The sequence below is a fragment of the Cohnella thermotolerans DSM 17683 genome, assembly GCF_000429825.1.
GTDB classification, from domain to species: Bacteria; Bacillota; Bacilli; order Paenibacillales; family Paenibacillaceae; genus Cohnella; species Cohnella thermotolerans.
Genome location: NZ_AUCP01000001.1, coordinates 70860 through 87053 on the forward strand (window position 1 = coordinate 70860; position 16194 = coordinate 87053).

19 protein-coding genes are annotated in these 16194 nt (G+C 59.9%); all 19 read right to left on the reverse strand.

Annotated elements, in window-relative coordinates:
• Positions 1 to 16: 16 nt before the first annotated feature.
• The gene (locus G485_RS0100320; RefSeq protein WP_027090853.1) at positions 17 to 880 is read right to left on the reverse strand and encodes a MinD/ParA family protein; all 864 of its coding nucleotides are present in this window, start codon (positions 878 to 880) and stop codon (positions 17 to 19) included.
• Complete coding sequence (gene flhF, locus G485_RS0100325; RefSeq protein WP_027090854.1) at positions 873 to 2315, reverse strand: flagellar biosynthesis GTPase FlhF; 1443 nt, start codon at positions 2313 to 2315, stop codon at positions 873 to 875. Before flhF ends, G485_RS0100320 begins: the two co-directional genes overlap by 8 nt.
• Positions 2312 to 4345, reverse strand: a complete 2034-nt coding sequence (gene flhA / locus G485_RS0100330) for a flagellar biosynthesis protein FlhA (RefSeq protein ID WP_027090855.1) — start codon at positions 4343 to 4345, stop codon at positions 2312 to 2314. The genes flhF and flhA overlap by 4 nt, the downstream gene beginning before the upstream one ends.
• A 45-nt stretch (positions 4346 to 4390) precedes the next feature.
• Entirely contained in the window at positions 4391 to 5488 is a 1098-nt protein-coding gene (gene flhB / locus G485_RS0100335) for a flagellar biosynthesis protein FlhB (RefSeq protein ID WP_027090856.1), read from the reverse strand.
• Positions 5489 to 5514: 26 nt separating this feature from the next.
• Positions 5515 to 6303 (reverse strand): flagellar biosynthetic protein FliR, encoded by a 789-nt coding sequence (gene fliR / locus G485_RS0100340; RefSeq protein WP_027090857.1) that lies wholly within the window; start codon positions 6301 to 6303, stop codon positions 5515 to 5517.
• A gap of 6 nt (positions 6304 to 6309) precedes the next feature.
• Positions 6310 to 6579 (reverse strand): flagellar biosynthesis protein FliQ, encoded by a 270-nt coding sequence (gene fliQ, locus G485_RS0100345; protein ID WP_027090858.1) that lies wholly within the window; start codon positions 6577 to 6579, stop codon positions 6310 to 6312.
• Between the two features lie 34 nt (positions 6580 to 6613).
• Entirely contained in the window at positions 6614 to 7363 is a 750-nt protein-coding gene (gene fliP / locus G485_RS0100350) for a flagellar type III secretion system pore protein FliP (protein WP_027090859.1), read from the reverse strand.
• Entirely contained in the window at positions 7360 to 7893 is a 534-nt protein-coding gene (locus tag G485_RS24635; RefSeq protein ID WP_051317918.1) for a flagellar biosynthetic protein FliO, read from the reverse strand. Before G485_RS24635 ends, fliP begins: the two co-directional genes overlap by 4 nt.
• 17 nt (positions 7894 to 7910) lie before the next feature.
• Positions 7911 to 8273 carry a response regulator gene (locus G485_RS0100360; RefSeq protein WP_027090860.1) on the reverse strand — a complete coding sequence of 121 codons (363 nt, stop codon included), beginning with the start codon at positions 8271 to 8273 and terminating at the stop codon, positions 7911 to 7913.
• A gap of 22 nt (positions 8274 to 8295) precedes the next feature.
• On the reverse strand, positions 8296 to 9537 hold the full coding sequence (fliY, locus tag G485_RS0100365; RefSeq protein ID WP_027090861.1) for a flagellar motor switch phosphatase FliY: 1242 nt from the start codon (positions 9535 to 9537) through the stop codon (positions 8296 to 8298).
• Positions 9527 to 10528: a flagellar motor switch protein FliM gene (gene fliM, locus G485_RS0100370; protein ID WP_027090862.1), complete on the reverse strand. Its 1002-nt coding sequence runs from the start codon at positions 10526 to 10528 to the stop codon at positions 9527 to 9529. Before fliM ends, fliY begins: the two co-directional genes overlap by 11 nt.
• Positions 10529 to 10566: 38 nt before the next feature.
• Entirely contained in the window at positions 10567 to 11049 is a 483-nt protein-coding gene (locus tag G485_RS0100375; protein WP_027090863.1) for a flagellar basal body-associated FliL family protein, read from the reverse strand.
• Positions 11046 to 11279 (reverse strand): flagellar FlbD family protein, encoded by a 234-nt coding sequence (locus tag G485_RS0100380; RefSeq protein WP_027090864.1) that lies wholly within the window; start codon positions 11277 to 11279, stop codon positions 11046 to 11048. The genes G485_RS0100375 and G485_RS0100380 overlap by 4 nt, the downstream gene beginning before the upstream one ends.
• A 55-nt stretch (positions 11280 to 11334) precedes the next feature.
• The gene (gene flgG / locus G485_RS0100385; RefSeq protein ID WP_027090865.1) at positions 11335 to 12159 is read right to left on the reverse strand and encodes a flagellar basal body rod protein FlgG; all 825 of its coding nucleotides are present in this window, start codon (positions 12157 to 12159) and stop codon (positions 11335 to 11337) included.
• Positions 12160 to 12271: 112 nt separating this feature from the next.
• Positions 12272 to 12673 (reverse strand): TIGR02530 family flagellar biosynthesis protein, encoded by a 402-nt coding sequence (locus tag G485_RS0100390; RefSeq protein ID WP_027090866.1) that lies wholly within the window; start codon positions 12671 to 12673, stop codon positions 12272 to 12274.
• Entirely contained in the window at positions 12666 to 13145 is a 480-nt protein-coding gene (locus tag G485_RS0100395) for a flagellar hook capping FlgD N-terminal domain-containing protein (RefSeq protein WP_051317919.1), read from the reverse strand. Before G485_RS0100395 ends, G485_RS0100390 begins: the two co-directional genes overlap by 8 nt.
• A 14-nt stretch (positions 13146 to 13159) precedes the next feature.
• Positions 13160 to 14737: a flagellar hook-length control protein FliK gene (locus tag G485_RS0100400; RefSeq protein ID WP_027090868.1), complete on the reverse strand. Its 1578-nt coding sequence runs from the start codon at positions 14735 to 14737 to the stop codon at positions 13160 to 13162.
• Positions 14738 to 14774: 37 nt separating this feature from the next.
• Positions 14775 to 15683: a MotE family protein gene (locus G485_RS0100405; RefSeq protein WP_027090869.1), complete on the reverse strand. Its 909-nt coding sequence runs from the start codon at positions 15681 to 15683 to the stop codon at positions 14775 to 14777.
• Positions 15684 to 15747: 64 nt separating this feature from the next.
• A complete protein-coding gene (gene fliJ, locus G485_RS0100410) occupies positions 15748 to 16191 on the reverse strand; it encodes a flagellar export protein FliJ (RefSeq protein ID WP_027090870.1) in 444 nt (147 codons plus the stop codon).
• Positions 16192 to 16194: the final 3 nt, after the last annotated feature.

Here is a 16194-nt window from a genome sequence, read left to right on the forward strand (position 1 = left end):
GCAAGCTCCGGCAATTTTAGCTCCACAAGCGGCGCATCCGCTGCAGAAACGTTCTGACGCCGCCCGTCTCGCGGACGGTCTCTTCCGACAAAAATCGCGAGGCGATTCGTTCGATGCCCCGGCAGGCGGGGCTGTCCGGATAAGCGATCGCCAGCGCCGTCTGGCGCTTGACCGCTTTGGAGACGAGCGCGTCGTCCGGCACGAAGCCGAGCAGCGGCAAATCCAGGCCCAAATATTTGCCGACGACCTGCCGGATGTTGTCGGCCGTCTGCTGGCCTTCCCGGTCGTCGCTCGTCCGGTTGACGACCAAGCGGAAGTCGACGTTGTGCCCCATCGTCTTCACCATCTTGATCAAGGCGTAGGCGTCCGTGATCGATGTCGGCTCCGGCGTCGTGACGACGATCGTCTCCTGGGCGGCGACGATAAAGCGCAGCGTCTCCTTCGTCAGTCCCGCGCCCGTGTCGAACAGCAGAAAGTCGACATGGCCGTGAAGCTTGCCGATCTGGTCGGCGAAATACTCCAGCTCCTCCTCGCTCAGCCGCACCAGATCCTTGAAGCCCGAGCCGCCGGCGATGAATTGCAAGCCGCCCGGCCCGGTCTGAATAATCTCCCAGATCGTTTTCTCGCGTCTGAGCAAATGCAGCAAGTTGTATTGCGCCGGAATGCCCAGCAGCACGTCGATGTTCGCCATGCCCATATCGGCGTCGAACAGCAGCACGCTGTACCCGCGTCTCTGCAAGGCGATGGCGAAATTCAAGCTGAAATTCGACTTGCCGACGCCCCCCTTTCCGCTCGTCACGGTCACGATGCGGGTTTGGCGGGACGGCGGCCGGTTCCTCGACAGCACCAGATGCCGAAGCGCTTGCGCCTGGTCATGCATCGCCGGGCTCCCCCAGCAGGCGCCGGATGATCTCTTCCGGATCGAAAGCGCGAATATCGTCGGGAACCGTCTGCCCGCAAGTGACATAGGAGATGGAGAAATCGAAATCTCTCGCCAGATTGAGCACCGCCCCGAAGGAGTCGGTCTCGTCCATTTTCGTCAGGAGCAGACGGTTCACTCCGTATTGGGAAAACTGGCCGGCGACCTGCTTCATGTCGTCGTACTTGTGCGTCAGGCTGAGCACGAGCACGCTCTCCGCCTGCTCGCCCGGCAAGAGCAGGCTGTTCACTTCCGAGACGAACAGCTCGTTGCGGTAATTGCGGCCCGCCGTATCCATCAGCAGCAAGTCGCGATCCTCGAGCTTCTTGTAAGCCCGGGTCAACTCGGACGGCGAGAACACGACTTCCAGCGGCATGTTCAGAATGTCCGCATACGTCCGAAGCTGGTCGACGGCGGCGATCCGGTAGGTGTCCGCCGTAATGAAGCCGACCGAGCGCCGGTGGACGAACGCCTGGTCCGCCGCGAGCTTCGCGATCGTCGTCGTTTTCCCGACGCCGGTCGGGCCAACAAAATGGACGATGCGCGTCGTTGCGGCTATGCCTGTGCCGACGGCCGGGGCGAGCCACTCCCGGAGCACCTCTCGACCCGCCTCCAGAAGCTCCTGTTCGGACGGTTCCCGCTCGCCGGCCGTTCGTTCGCCGACCGCCTCGGCGAACTGCTCGACATAGGCGGGCTCGACCCCGTGCTTCGCCAGCTTCTTGGCCAGCTGCATGACCGGATCCGGCAGCCTGCGGAACGTCTGCTGGCGATTCATCTTCATCATCATTTCTTTCATCGACCGGATTTCCTTGAGCAGGGCGTCCGTCTCGTCCTCTCCCGCCGGCTCCGTCTCGGCCGGCCGGCGAAGAACGTTGGACCGTTCGGCGGCCGCAATCGGCCGAACCGCGGCCGGTGCGGGCGGCGAGGCGGCTTCCGCCGCAACCGCCGGCGGGGCGGCAGCCGACAGTTCGGCCCGCCCGGCCAGCACCTCCAGCGCAGCCCCCGCCGCTTTGGGCGGCGGCGGCGGACTGTCGACGCTTCCGCGGTTGTACCGCTCCCTTACGGCCGCGGGCGGAATCCACGCGGACGGCGGCGCGGCCATAGGCTCGGGCTCGGGCTCGCGTTCCGGCGCCAGAGCGACGGCGGCCGCGGAAGACGCGAACGCCAAGGCTGCCGCAGGGCTTCGCTGGGCGCTTACGGCCGGTCGCGGCTTGGGCTTCGCCGCCGATTCGTCGACGGCTGCGATGACCTCGACCCGTTTTTTGCGGAACATGCCAAGAAATCCGCCGCTGCGGATTTCCTTGGTGTTCAGAATGACGGCATCCGATCCGAGCTCGCTTCGAATCATCTGAACCGCTTCCGGCAAATCGTTGACTAGATATCGTTTAACCTTCATGCGTTCACCACCCCGACGCTCTGCACTTCAATATTCGGTTCAAGCTCGCTGTAGGACAGCACCGGAATATCCTGCATGGTGCGTTCCAGCATCTGGCGCATGTACATGCGAATGGTCGGCGAGGTCAGAATGATCGGCTGCTGGCCCAACTGGACGACCCGGTTCACCTGCTCGGAGATCCGCTGGAAAATCGTCTGCGAGGACGCGGGGTCCAGCGCCAAATAGCTGCCCTGATCCGATTGCTGCACCGCTTCCGCGATCTTCTTCTCGATCGTAGGGCTGACCGTAATGACTTTAAGCGGCTCGTTTGGTTGGGCGAACTGCTGCGTAATTTGCCTGGACAGCGCTTGCCGGACGTATTCCGTCAGCACGTCCGGGTCCTTCGTGTACTTGCCGTAATCGGCGAGCGTCTCGAAGATGGTGACCAGGTCGCGGATCGACACCTTCTCCTTGAGCAGCTTGGAGAGCACCTTCTGGACGTCTCCGATCGACAGCGTCGACGGAATGAGCTCCTCCACCAGCGTCGCGTGGCTTTCCTTGACGCTGTCGATCAAAGCCTTCGTCTCCTGGCGTCCGATCAGCTCGTGCGCGTATTTCTTGATCACTTCCGTCAGATGCGTCGCCACGACGGAAGGCGGATCGACGACGGTGTACCCGGCCAGTTCCGCCCGCTCCTTGGTCGCTTCGTCGATCCACAGAGCGGGAAGGCCGAACGCCGGCTCCTTCGTCTCGATGCCGGTCACGGCGTCGTCTTCGAAGCCCGGGCTCATCGCCAAATAGTGATGCAGCAGCAGTTCGCCGCGAGCGACCGGATTCCCTTTCATCTTGATGACGTATTCGTTCGGCTTGAGCTGAATATTGTCGCGAATTCGGATCACCGGAACGATCAGCCCCATCTCGAGCGCGCACTGCCGCCGGATCATGATGATCCGGTCGAGCAGGTCGCCGCCCTGCTGCGTGTCCGCGAGCGGAATGAGGCCGTAGCCGAATTCGAATTCGATCGGATCGACCTGCAGGAGGCTGATGACGCTCTCCGGGCTGCGCACCTCTTCGATCTCCTTCTCTTCCACGAGCAGATCCTCTTCCTTGCGCCTGCGGTTCAGATTGAGCTGCAGGCGGTAACCGGCGATGGCCAAAATGACGGCGTACGGTATGGTGGCGAAAAATCCGATCGGCGTCGCGACGCCCATCAGCGCGATCGTTCCGGCGACGATGTAGAGCAGCCTCGGATAGCGGAGCAATTGGGTGGAAATGTCGTGCGCCATATTGCCGTCCGAGGCGGCGCGCGTCACGATGATGCCGGTCGCCGTGCTGATCAGCAGCGCCGGAATTTGGCTGACCAGACCGTCGCCGATCGTCAGTATCGAGTATGTATTGAGAGCTTCCGTCAGGCTCATGCCGTGAATGGCCATGCCGATGATGAAGCCGCCGATCAGGTTGATGAGCACGATGATGATGCTGGCGATGGCGTCCCCTTTGACGAACTTGCTGGCGCCGTCCATCGCGCCGTAGAAATCCGCTTCCTTCTCGATCTTCTCGCGCCGTTCCTTCGCTTGCTGCTCGTTGATGAGGCCCGCGTTCAGGTCGGCGTCGATGCTCATTTGCTTGCCGGGCATCGCGTCGAGGGTGAACCGGGCCGCGACTTCCGACACCCGCTCGGCGCCGCGGGTAATGACGATAAATTGAACGACGACCAGAATGAGAAACACGACGAAGCCGATGGCCAGCTGGCCGCCCGCCACGAATTTGCCGAACGTGGCGACGACCCGGCCCGCCTGGCCTTCGGAGAGGACAAGCCGCGTCGTCGAGATGTTGAGCGCGAGCCTAAACAGCGTCGTGACCAGAAGGAGCGTCGGGAAGATCGAGAAATGAAGCGCGTCCGTCGTATTCATCGAGATCAAGAGAATCATCAGCGCGGCCGAGATGTTGATGACGAGCAGGACGTCAAGCAGCTGATGGGGAATCGGGAGGACCATCATCAGGACGATGCCGATGATGCCGACAAGTATGCTCAAGTCCCGGATTTTCACGCTGTTTCCTCCCTCATCTGGATTCTATGGATTGGCCGCAGCCGTTCATCCTTTGCGGCGCACGCCTTTGAGCCGATATACGTAAGCCAGCACTTCCGCGACCGCCTGGAACAGATCCGCCGGAATCGTATCTCCGATCTCCGTCCGTTCGTAGAGGGCGCGGGCGAGCGGTTTGTTTTCCATCGTTATGACGTTATGAGCCTTGGCGATCTCCCGAATGCGCAGGGCCAAATAATCCTGACCTTTGGCGATGACTTTGGGCGCTTCCATCTTCGTGCCGTCGTACTGCAGCGCGACCGCGAAGTGGGTCGGGTTCGTGACGATGACGTCCGCCTTGGGAACTTCCTGCATCATCCGCATAATCGCCATGCGCCGTTGCCGCTCCCGGATTTTCGCCTTGATTTTCGGATCGCCTTCGGCGTTCTTGAACTCGTCCTTGATGTCCTGCTTGCTCATCCGCAGCGTTTTCTCGTGGGAATATTTCTGATAGAAATAGTCTCCGACCGCAAGAACGAACGTCAGGACGCCGAACAGCATGACCAGCCGAATCGTCAAGTTGCCGGTGAACGAGAACACTTCGATGACCGGCACGTGGGCGAGCGCCATGACGCGGTCCCTCTCGGACCAGAGCACGAAGTAGACGATCATTCCCGCTGCGGCGAGCTTCAGCATGCTTTTCAGAAACTCGACGAGCGATCTTAGGCCGAATATTTTTTTAAAGCCGTTAATCGGGTTCAAGGCGCTTAGCTTGAATTTGATCGGTTCCGTCGTGAACAGCCAGCCGATCTGCACATAATTCACGGCGAAGGCCACGACGATGGCCGCGAGAAAGATGGGCGCCAGAAACCATAACATCTCTGAGGCGTAACGAGTCAGCATGCCGAGCACGTTCCCCTCCGTCACTTCCATGTTCAAGCCGTGCAGCAGCACGTCGCTGAACAGCCGGAGAATGCGGTCCCAGAAGAAAGAGCCGAGCAGCAGGAACAGACTCCCGACGGCGATGAGACTGACGGAACTGACCAACTCCTGGCTATGGGCGACCTGTCCCTTGTCTCGCGCTTCTTTTCTTTTTTTGGGCGTCGCTTTCTCCGTCTTCTCACCCGCGAACAATTGCAAGTCTAGACGAAGCCGGTATCGGGACATCGGACAGGCACTCCCCCTTGCCGCCGTCAGGGCGTACGGTTGCCCACAATGACGAACAGCTTGTCAAGCGCGGCAAACATTTGATCGAAGATCGTCTGGAACAGCGCGCTGAAGCCGGGCATCAACAAAATCAGGATCGCGAAGCCGAGCAAAATTTTGATCGGAATCCCGACGACGAAAACCTGATACTGCGGCGCGGCCCTCGTCAGCAAGGCGAGTCCCAAATCGATCAGAAACATCGACACGACGAGCGGAGCGGATATTTGCAAGGCGATCGTGAACGTGTCCGCAAACGTCCGGGCCAAAAAGGATGTCAGGCTGCCCGAGGCCACCGTCCGGAAAAGCTCGTTGTCCAAGGGAAGCCACTTGTAGCTGTTCATAATGGCTCCGACCAAATAGTGATGGCCGTTGATCGACAGAAAGACCAGAATTTGCAGCATGAACTTGAGATTGCCCAGCATGGGAGAAGATACGCCGGTCAGCGGATCGACGATGTTCGCCACGCCGAGCCCCATCTGCATGTCCATGAAAGAGCCGGCCACTTGCACGATCGTAAAGAAAAGATAGGCTGTAAACCCGATCAGCAGACCGGCAAGAATTTCCCTCAGGATGGCTAAAATAAACGTTCCGTCCGTCGGAACCGGCTTGTCGAACCCTACATTTAAAAAGACGATGACCGTGAGAAAAAAACCGAAACCGACTTTCACCGTTCCCGGGATCGTCTTGGTCGAGAACACGGGGGCCGCGACCAGGAACGACGTTATTCTGCACAGCACCAGCAAAAACGCCGGAAACAGCTGCATCACTTGATCCATGTGTCGTCATCCAATGTAATTCGCCAAATTGCCGAGCAGATGCCCGGTGAAATCGACCAACACGTTCAAGATCCACGGGCCGAAAAGCAGAACCGCCACGAACACGGCGATAATTTTCGGAATGAACGCCAGCGTCTGCTCGTGGATTTGGGTGGTCGCCTGGAAAATGCTCACCAGCAAGCCGACGATGAGCCCGAGCCCGAGCATCGGCGCCGTCACCTTGAGCACCGTGTAGATCGCTTGACCCGCCAGACCGATGACAAATTCTTCACTCATGTAAACCCCTCCACGGATCGCTTGCGCTCAAGATTCAGGTCTGAAAGCTGGTCAGCAGCGATTTGACGACCAAATACCAGCCGTCGACCAGCACGAACAGCAAAATCTTGAACGGGAGCGAGATCATGACCGGCGGCAGCATCATCATCCCCATGGCCATGAGCGTACTGGCGACAACCATATCGATGACCAGAAACGGAATGAAGATCATGAAGCCCATTTGGAACGCCGTCTTCAGTTCGCTCATCGCGAATGCCGGAACGAGCACGGTAATCGGGATGTCCTGGTACGTCTTCGGCTTCTCCGTCTTCGTGTAGTTCATAAACAGAAGCAGGTCTTTCTCCCGGGTCTGCTTGTACATGAATTCCTTCATCGGCACCGCCGCCTTGGCGAGCGCGTCCGTCTGGGTGATTTCTCCCTTGAGATACGGCTGCAGCGCTTGCTGGTTCACCTGCGACAACGTCGGCGACATGACGAACAAGGTCAGGAACAGCGCAAGACCGATCAGCACTTGGTTGGGCGGCATCTGCTGCGTTCCGAGCGAAGTGCGGACGAAGCCGAGCACGATGACGATCCGGGTGAAGCTCGTCATGAGCACCAGGATGGCCGGCGCGAGGCTCAGGACCGTAATCAGCAGCAGCAGCGACAACGACGAAGCGCCGACCGGCTCTTTGCCGTTCCCCATCGTAATGCTGACGACGGGGTCCTCCGCGAAGACGGAGCCGCCGAGCGCCAGCACCCAAGCTTGGAGCGCGATAAAACTAAGCAGAAGCTTTTTTCTCATGATTCATCCGTCCGATCTCCGGAACGTCCTTGGTCCAGCAGCTCCTCCGCCTTCCGCCGCCGCTCCGACAGCTGCCGCAAGCGGTCTTCCAGCGTCTGCTCGAAGCTGGGCTGCCCGTCGGACGAAGCCGGCGCGCCGTTCGCTTCCCTTGGCTGCAGTCGGTTCGCCAGGCGGCGAAGCCAGTCCGGCACCGTGGAAGCCGCCGTTACGTTCGCCGTATCGTGCTCGGCGAGCAGGACGGCCACCGTGTCGGGGTCCGTAATCGCTTCGAGAAGCGTCACGTCGTCCCCGACGCCGAGCACGTAGATCCGGCCGTTCCATTCCACGATTTGCAACGATTTGTTCGTGCCGACGCCGATTCCTCCCAGCGACCGGAGCGAACGGTTCATCCACCAGCCGCGGTTGCGCTTGCCGATGAACCGGAGCAGTACGATAATCAGTCCGACGATCAAAGCCAGTACGAGAACGATTTTGATCAATTCCCAGGAGGCATTGTAGGAACCGTTGCTCTCCAACAGCAGCGAAGACATTCCGGCAAGCCTCCGACTCAGCCGAGCGTCTTCTTGATCGCTTCGATAACCCGGTCGGCTTGGAACGGCTTGACGATAAAGTCTTTGGCGCCCGCTTGAATCGCGTCGATAACCATCGCTTGTTGGCCCATGGCGGAGCACATGATGACTTTGGCGTTGGAATCGATTTTGCGGATTTCCTTAAGCGCCGCAATTCCGTCCATCTCGGGCATCGTAATGTCCATCGTAATCAAATCCGGGAGCAACTCTTTGAATTTCTCGATTGCCTGGGCGCCGTCTTGCGCCTCCCCGACAACTTCGTAACCGTTCTTCGTCAAAATGTCGCGAATCATCATCCGCATGAATGCTGCGTCGTCTACAATCAAAATCCGGTTTGCCATTCGTAGTTCCTCCCAGTGAGCGTTATTGAATTTTTTGGACGCGGTCCCATTGGCTTACGATGTCGGTAACCCGAACGCCGAAGTTCTCGTCAATGACGACGACCTCGCCTTTGGCGATCAGCTTGTTGTTCACCAATATATCGACGGGTTCGCCCGCAAGCTTGTCCAGCTCGATAATGGAGCCTTGGGACAGCTCCAAAATTTCCTTGATTTGCTTCTTCGTGCGGCCCAGCTCGACCGTCACCTTCAGCGGGATATCGAGCAGCAGATTGAGGTTCGTGTCGTCGACGGGCGCCGGGCCCGCGCCCTGGAAGCCGGAAAATTGCACCGGCTGGACGTTGACGTTCCGGTTCGTCGGCGCTCCCCCCAGCGTCTGCGGATGAGACGGCTCTTGAGCAGGCGGGTATCCGCCTGTATGCTGCCAACCGCCAGGCGCCTGCTGCGGCGCGGGTGCGGGGGGCGGCGTCTGAGCCTGCTGCGGCGCCGGAGCCGCGTACGTCTGTTCCGCCTGCGCGGCGGGAGCCGGAGGAGCGGCCGGCTTCGGAGCGGGAGCCGGTTCCGGCGTTGAAGATCCGACGAGCGACGCGACCAATTCCTTGGAGAACGGAACCGTCAAAAGCTGCATGATGGTCGAGTCGATCAGTTCGGCGATTCGGAGCCGGAACGACACTTTGACGAAAATATGTTCCGGCGGAATGTTCGATACACCCGAATTGCTCTTGACGTCCATGATGTCGACGTCCGGCGGCGAAATGTTGACGAACCGGTTGAAGATGGTCGACATCGACGTGGCGGACGAGCCCATCATCTGGTTCATCGCTTCCTGAACGGCGCTTATATGTATCTCGTTCAACTCTTCCGTCGAGACGTTCCCGTCGCCGCCCAGCATCAAATCCGCGATCACTTGCGCGTCGTGCGCCTTGATAACGAGAGAGTTGATGCCTTCGAATCCGTCCACGTAACGCACGTGGACGGCCACATGCGGCTTCGGAAACTCGCTCGCGAATTGATCGCGGGAGATCATCGACACCTGCGGCGTCGTAATGTCGACTTTGCGGCCAAGCAGCGTGGATAGAGCCGTTGCGGCGCTGCCGAACGTAATGTTGCCGATCTCTCCCAGCGCGTCTTGCTCCAGCGGAGTCAAGTAGTTGTCCACGGACAGATCTTGCCCCGCGCTATCGCCGGGAACGCTGTCTTCCATGCCCGACGATTGCCGGAGCAGCGCGTCTATCTCCTCTTGCGACAAGTAGTCTTTACTCGTCATTTAGCTCTTCCACTCCTTCGCTGACGATCTCGTGAATCTGTACGGCCATCTTGTCCCGAACGACGCCGGGGGCGCCGATAAACTTCAGCTTGTCGCCGACTTTGATCTCCAGGCCTTCGCCGGTCGACTTGTTCAGGGCGATGACGTCGCCGACGGCCAAATTCAGAAATTCCTGAATGGAGATGTAGGACGAGCCCAGCTCGGCTACGATCGGAAGCTTGGCCTTGCTCACCCGCTGCTCGAGCATTTGCACCTCGTCGGGCGCTCTCGTCTTTTTCTGGGAGACGAACCAATGATGAACGGACAGCTTCGACATGATCGGCTCGATCACGACATGGGGAATACACAAGTTGATCATGCCCGTCGTATCCCCGATCTTCGTGCTGAGCGAGATGAGCGCGATCGTCTCGTTGGGCGAGACGATCTGCATGAACTGCGGATTCGTCTCCAGCGCCTCGAGCCTGGGCTCGATGTCGACGATCGTTTTCCACGCTTCTTGCAGCGTTTCGAGCGCCCGGCTGAAAATCTTCTCCATGATGATCGTCTCGATCTCGGTCAGGCTGCCGATTTTGCTCGGAGCCGAGCCTGCGCCGCCAAGGAGGCGATCCAGCATCGCGAACGCCACATTGGGATGGACTTCCAGCACCATTCTCCCTTCCAGCGGCTCGGCCTCGAAGATGTTCAGGATCGTCATCTTGGGAATGGAACGGATGAATTCGTCGTACGGCAGCTGTTCGACCTGAACGACGTTGATCTGAACGAACGTCCTGAGTTGCGCCGAGAAATAGGTGGTCAGATACCGCGCGAAGTTCTCGTGAATGCGCGTCAGACTGCGGATATGGTCCTTGGAGAAACGAACGGCCCGTTTGAAGTCGTAGACGCGCACCTTCTTCTGCGCTTCTTCCTTTTTAAGCTCCTCCGCATCCATCTCGCCGGAGGACAGCGCCGCGAGCAGCGCGTCGATCTCGTTTTGCGACAGAACGTCAACCAATCTTCTCACCCCTTTCCGCTAGACTCGGACCCGTATCGTTAAATTTGCATCATGATGAAGTTCGTAATCTCCACCTTGGAAAGCTTGCCCTTCGTCAGGACGGGATTGATCGCGTTAAGCAATTCCGCGCACAGCTGGTCCTTGCCTTGCGTGCCGCTCAGCTGGCCTGGCTCCAATACCCACAGCGCCCGGTTGACGATCGGCTTGATCTTGACATCCTTCACTTTATCGAACTCTTCCTTTGCGGCTTCGCTGTCCAACTGAAAGGAGAGGCTGAGCGTAACGATATAGTCGGTATCCGCGATATTCGTCTTAATATCGTTCAATTCGGAAGTGACCTTGATGATCTCATCCGCAGACATCGGCTCGGCTTTCACGTCCTTCACGCTTTCCTGAGCCTGCTTTTCCGGGTCTTTCGGCGACGAGTCCCCGAATAACGTCGACCAGGAATAGAGTCCGACGATGACGATTAAGGTTATCGCCAGTAGAAGCGAAACCAGCCAAGGCAACATTTTTTTCATGACGTAGCTCCCTCCGCTTGCGTGTCGGGCGGAGGCGTAACCGCCGCCAACACGCCGATGCTGCGCAAATAGTGCCGGATGGACCGGATCACATCCGAAGAATTTTCGAGCACAATGAACTTTTTGCCTGTCGTAAGCGTAATAATCGTATCCGGCGTTTGTTCCACCGTCTCGATCAATAAAGCGTTCAAATGGAAAGTCGTTCCGTTTAACCGAGTCAAAGCGATCACTTGGATCCCCCCGAACCGCCGGGGGAGGAGGCCGTCCTCCCCGGCAGAACATCAATTACCGTTTGAGATTGACGACTTCCTCGAGAATGGAGTCGGATGTCGTAATAATCCGGGAATTCGCTTGGAAGCCGCGTTGGGCGACGATCATTTCCGTGAATTCGTTCGTCAGATCGACGTTGGACATTTCAAGCTGGCCGGAGATGATCGCCCCCGTGCCCCGCTCTTCGTCCGAAGCGGCTCCGAGATCCAGTTCGCCGTCCGGGTTGGCGTTCGGCGTCATGCGGTACAGGTTGCCGCCGACTTTCTCCAGACCGCCCGGGTTGACAACTTTCGCTACGCCGATTTGCGCGATCGCGTCGCCGGTATTGCCGTTCGCGTCGACCGGCAGAATGCTGCCGTCTTGGCTGATGGTGAAGGCCGTGACCGTCGTCGGATCGATCTGGATGGCGTCGCCGTCCGCCGAGAGGACGTACTGGCCGTCCGCATTGACCAAATAGCCGTTGGCGTCGACGTTGAAGTTGCCCGCTCTCGTCAGGTACGCGTTGTCGGACGAACCGGTCGGGCTCACCACGAAAAATCCGTCGCCGTCGAGCCGAACATCGGTCGGCACGTTCGTCGTTTGCGCGCTGCCCGCGGTATGAACGGTATCGATCGCCGCGACCGTTACGCCCAGGCCGATCTGCTTCGCGTTGACGCCGCCTTGCGTGCCTTCGACCGGCGCGGTAACGCCCGACATCGATTGGCTCAGAATGTCCTTGAACATGACGCGGCCCGCTTTGAAGCCGGTCGTATTGACGTTGGCGATGTTGTTGCCGATGACGTCCAGCTTCGTCTGGAAGCCTCGCATGCCGGAAACGCCGGAATACAAGGAACGCAACATAATTTCATCTACCTCCCGGATATGGTTCGAATAAGCCCCCGCGTCCATCGTTCGGCGGGAGAAGGCCTCCTTGTGAGGTCCGGCCCTGCACAAACCGGGCTTGCCCGATCGTTCATGAGACGACGACGGCGCTGTCGATTTGCGTAAATACGTGCTCCTGCGCGGAAGAACCGTCCATGGCGGTTATGACCGTCCGATTCGGAATGTTGACGATCATGGCGATGTCGCGGAACAGCACGAGCGAATCCTTCGCTCCTTTGGCTTCCGCCCGATTCAGCGCGCTCGCGATGCGGTCGAGCTGCTCGGGCTTAAGTTCGATGCCTCGCTGCCGGAGTCTCTGTTCCGCATGGTGGCTGAATTTCAGTTCGGCCCGGTCGAGCAGCTGGCGAAATGTGGCGTTCCCCGTCCCGAAGGCCGCGGAACCGTTATCCTCGGATGCGGCGACGGTCCGTTTGCCTTGAATCGGTCCGACCCGGCCGGGCGCCAAATGTCCGACCAGCATCCGGTCACTCACTGCTGTCACCCCCCGTACCGGTTCCCGATGCCTGCGTCGGGAGCGAGATCGAGGTCAGATCGTCCATCTTCACCTCCGCCGTGCCGATCTTGACGTACGGCACGCCGTCGCGGGTGACGACGGAATCGACGATACCGGATTTGGTCGTACTGGTTCCGCTGCTGTCGGTCTCGATCCACGTCACGTTCATGCCGAGCGCCATTGCGACCATGCCGGGCGAATGCCGCAGCGCTTCGAGCTGCGTCGCTACGTTCATCGTCTGCTCCAGCGACGAGAATTGCGCCATCTGCGAGATGAACTCTTTATCCTCCATCGGCTGCATCGGATCCTGATTCTGGAGCTGCGTCACCAATATTTTCAGAAACTCGTCCTTGCCCAGTTCCGACGACGATTTGGCCGTCGAACCGGTTGTGTTCGAGCTCGAATAGTTGGGCCACACGTTCGAGGTGCTAATGCTGGCTATTGGCTTCACCTCCCCTGCGGTTGTTAGGCGGTTACGTTAATCGAGCTGCCGTAGCCGGCTGCCCGCATGGCGGAAGACCGCTCCATCTCGGCCTCGAAATCGACCGGATCCTCGTACTCTCCGCCCCGACTGCGGCCGGATGGCTCCTTGCCGCCGCGGCCGGAATCGGACTGCCGCTGCTCCTGGCCTTGGAAGGCGGCGGTTTGATCCGTAAGCCCCGAAGGCTGCTGCACGACTTCCATGCGGTCGACCTGGATGCCCTGGCTTTGCAAGGCGGTGCGCAGCAAGCTCATTTGATTCTCCAGCAGTTCCTTGGCCGTGCCGGAGTGCGTGACGAACTGTGCCGTCATTTGCCCGTCCTGCATGGCGATGCGGACGTCCACTTGACCGAGATGCTCCGGATGCAGCGACAGCCGGGCTTCGGCCACGCCGTTGCCGCCGGTCAGCACGAATTGCTTCACGGCGTAATTGCCGATCTCCTGCGCGAACTGCCGGACGGGAACCTGCGCCGGAAGCGCCGGCTTGCCGGTTTCGGCGTTCGCTTGCTTCGCTGCGTCTTGCCCGATTAACGTCCAGCCGGAAGCCGCTGCGCCGTCGTCTCCTGCCTGATGGGTCTCCCCGACGGATGCGACGACCGGCGAGTCCGAATGCGCTTCGCTTGCGGAAGCATGGCCGATCCAATTCCACAAGACGACCGGTTCCTTGAACGCGGAGACGGCTTTGCGCGTTTCCGCCGGCATGGCGGATGCCGCCGCTGACGGCTGCTGGCGCTGAACCGACTCGGAGAGCGGAAGCGGTTGGACGGTGGCCTTGAGCGACTCTGCCGGCTGAACGGCATCAACCGCCGCCTCGCCGCCCGATGCGGACGCAAGCGCCTGCTTGAACTGCTCAAGCAACTGTGCCGCCGGATTGGCCGTTTCGTCCGGATTGGCGGCCGCCGCATTCGCCGCTTGCTGCACCGTCTCGAGCAGCGCCGGCAGAAGGAAGGTCCATGCGGACGAAGAGCCGTTTACTCCGCTCGTCGTCAGCGTATCGCTTGCCGTCAGGTCCCCGTCAACCGAACCGATGGCCGACGGAAGCTGTATCAGCGCCAGCTGTTGCAGCATCGCCAGAACGGCCGCGGAGCCTTCGCCTGCTTGGGCGTTAGCCGCCGCATCGTCGGCAGGCGCCGGCTCGTCCGTCTTCGGCTGCGCCTGCTGCAGCAGCGTTTGCAAGGCTGCGAGCAAACCCGTGAGCGGATCGTTCGCCGCGTCTTCGGAAGCGCCCGTTTGGTCGTCCGCTCCCGGCTGCAGCGTCTGCAGCAATGCGCCCACCAAAGCCATCCAGTCGGTCTCGCCCGCTTGTCCGGACGCCGCCTCGCTCTGCCCGGTTTGCGACGCAAGTCCGAGCTGCCCCAGCTGGCCGAACCATCCGGCCAAGTTGACCGGCAACGCCTGCAGCCCCGCATTCGCTTGCGAAGCCCCGGCTCCGCCTCCGAGCGCTTGAACGAGAGCGCCGGCGAATCCGCCGCTTCCCTGCTGGGCCGCGGACGACGTTCCCGCCCCTTGAGCTGCGGCCGGATTCGTCATCCCGAGCGAAGCCGTAGACATGATCGTGTTCATGTTCTCACCTCCTTTCGCGGGTCGCAGCCTGTCCCGCTTACGGATTGGCCGGCATTAGCTTGCTGACGAGTGAAGCCGTCGTCTTGCTGTCTTCGTCCGACATCGCCGCGAGCACCTTCGAACGCGACGAGTCGTCCAGCGCGCCGAGAATGCGGAGCGCCTTCGTCTGGTTTGACGCCGCCATTTGCAGCAACAGCGTCGCCGCGTTTTTGGGCTGCATGGAAGCGAACGTCGTCTTGAGCGCCGCGATGTCCAGCGTCGACGAGCCGGCGTTCGCCTCTTTCTCCAGCTCCTTGACGCGGGCTTGCAGCGCGGCGATTTGCTGATCCTGCACGGTGTCGGCGTCCTTCAGCCGCAGCGTGACGTCCGCCGCGACCTTCGGCGTCATCTTCTCCAGAATGCGCCCCCGCTCGGTATCCGACATCGCGCCCAGCACGAGAGCGGCTTCTTCCACGGTCATCTTCTCGAAGATCGGGGCTGCTTTGCCCGGCGTCATTTTCGCATACATACCCGCGAGCGATTTGATTTTGGCGTCGTATTGCTCCGCCGAGATCGTCTTGTCCCGAATTTGCGCGTTCAGGGAGTCGATCTGCTTCTTCAAATCCTCGATCGTCTTCGTCTGCTCCGCCGTTTTGGCCTTCTCTTGCTCCAGAGCCGTCTGCCGGTTCAGGAGCTGCGCGTTCAGTTCGTCAACTTTCCTCCTCGCGTTGCTGACGGTCAATTCGTCCGTATTCGCGGCCGTATCCGCAGGCGGCTCCGGATCCGGCAAAATCGTGTTCAACAGCGGGATCTTGTTGCCGATCTCAAGCGCCGAATGCCTCCATTCCGAGTTGAAAAGCAGCAGCAGCACGCCGAGCAAAACCGCGGTAAACAAGACGGGCGTCAGGAAAAAGAGGAACCGCTCGAAGCCGGAATATCCGCTCTTCTCTACGTTTGCGCTCGACACGAAATCCCCTCCCTCTCTGCGTCGATCGTTCGGTTTCGACAAGTTTCTATGTAGTGTTTATGTACTATGCACGCGCGGATGCAGCTCTCATGACCGCCATCTCGTCCAGCTCGTTCTGCTCGCGGGCGAGCCATTCGGTGCGGAACCGCTCGCGGGCTTTATCCTTGGCGTTCAGCCACACCTTCTCGTCGACCATCTTGTCGGCGAGGCGCTGCCTGCGCTGGACGATCTGATCTTCCGCCTTGCGTACTTCCGCAAGCTGGTTCTTCACCTGCCGGTCGAGCCACTCGATGAACTGCTGCAACCTTAAAATTTCGTTCAGTGGCGTCGGCCGAAGCGATTGTTCGGCCAGCTGCCGCTCCGTCTCTTCCTTGCGCAGGCGAAGCTCTTCGAGACGCTCCTCTTCCGCTTTCAGCCGGCCCAGCGCCGAGGCGTATTCCCACTCCGCCATCGACTTTTCGCTGCCCTTGAGATCGACGATTTTTTGCAACGGATACCGGAAATTCATGCC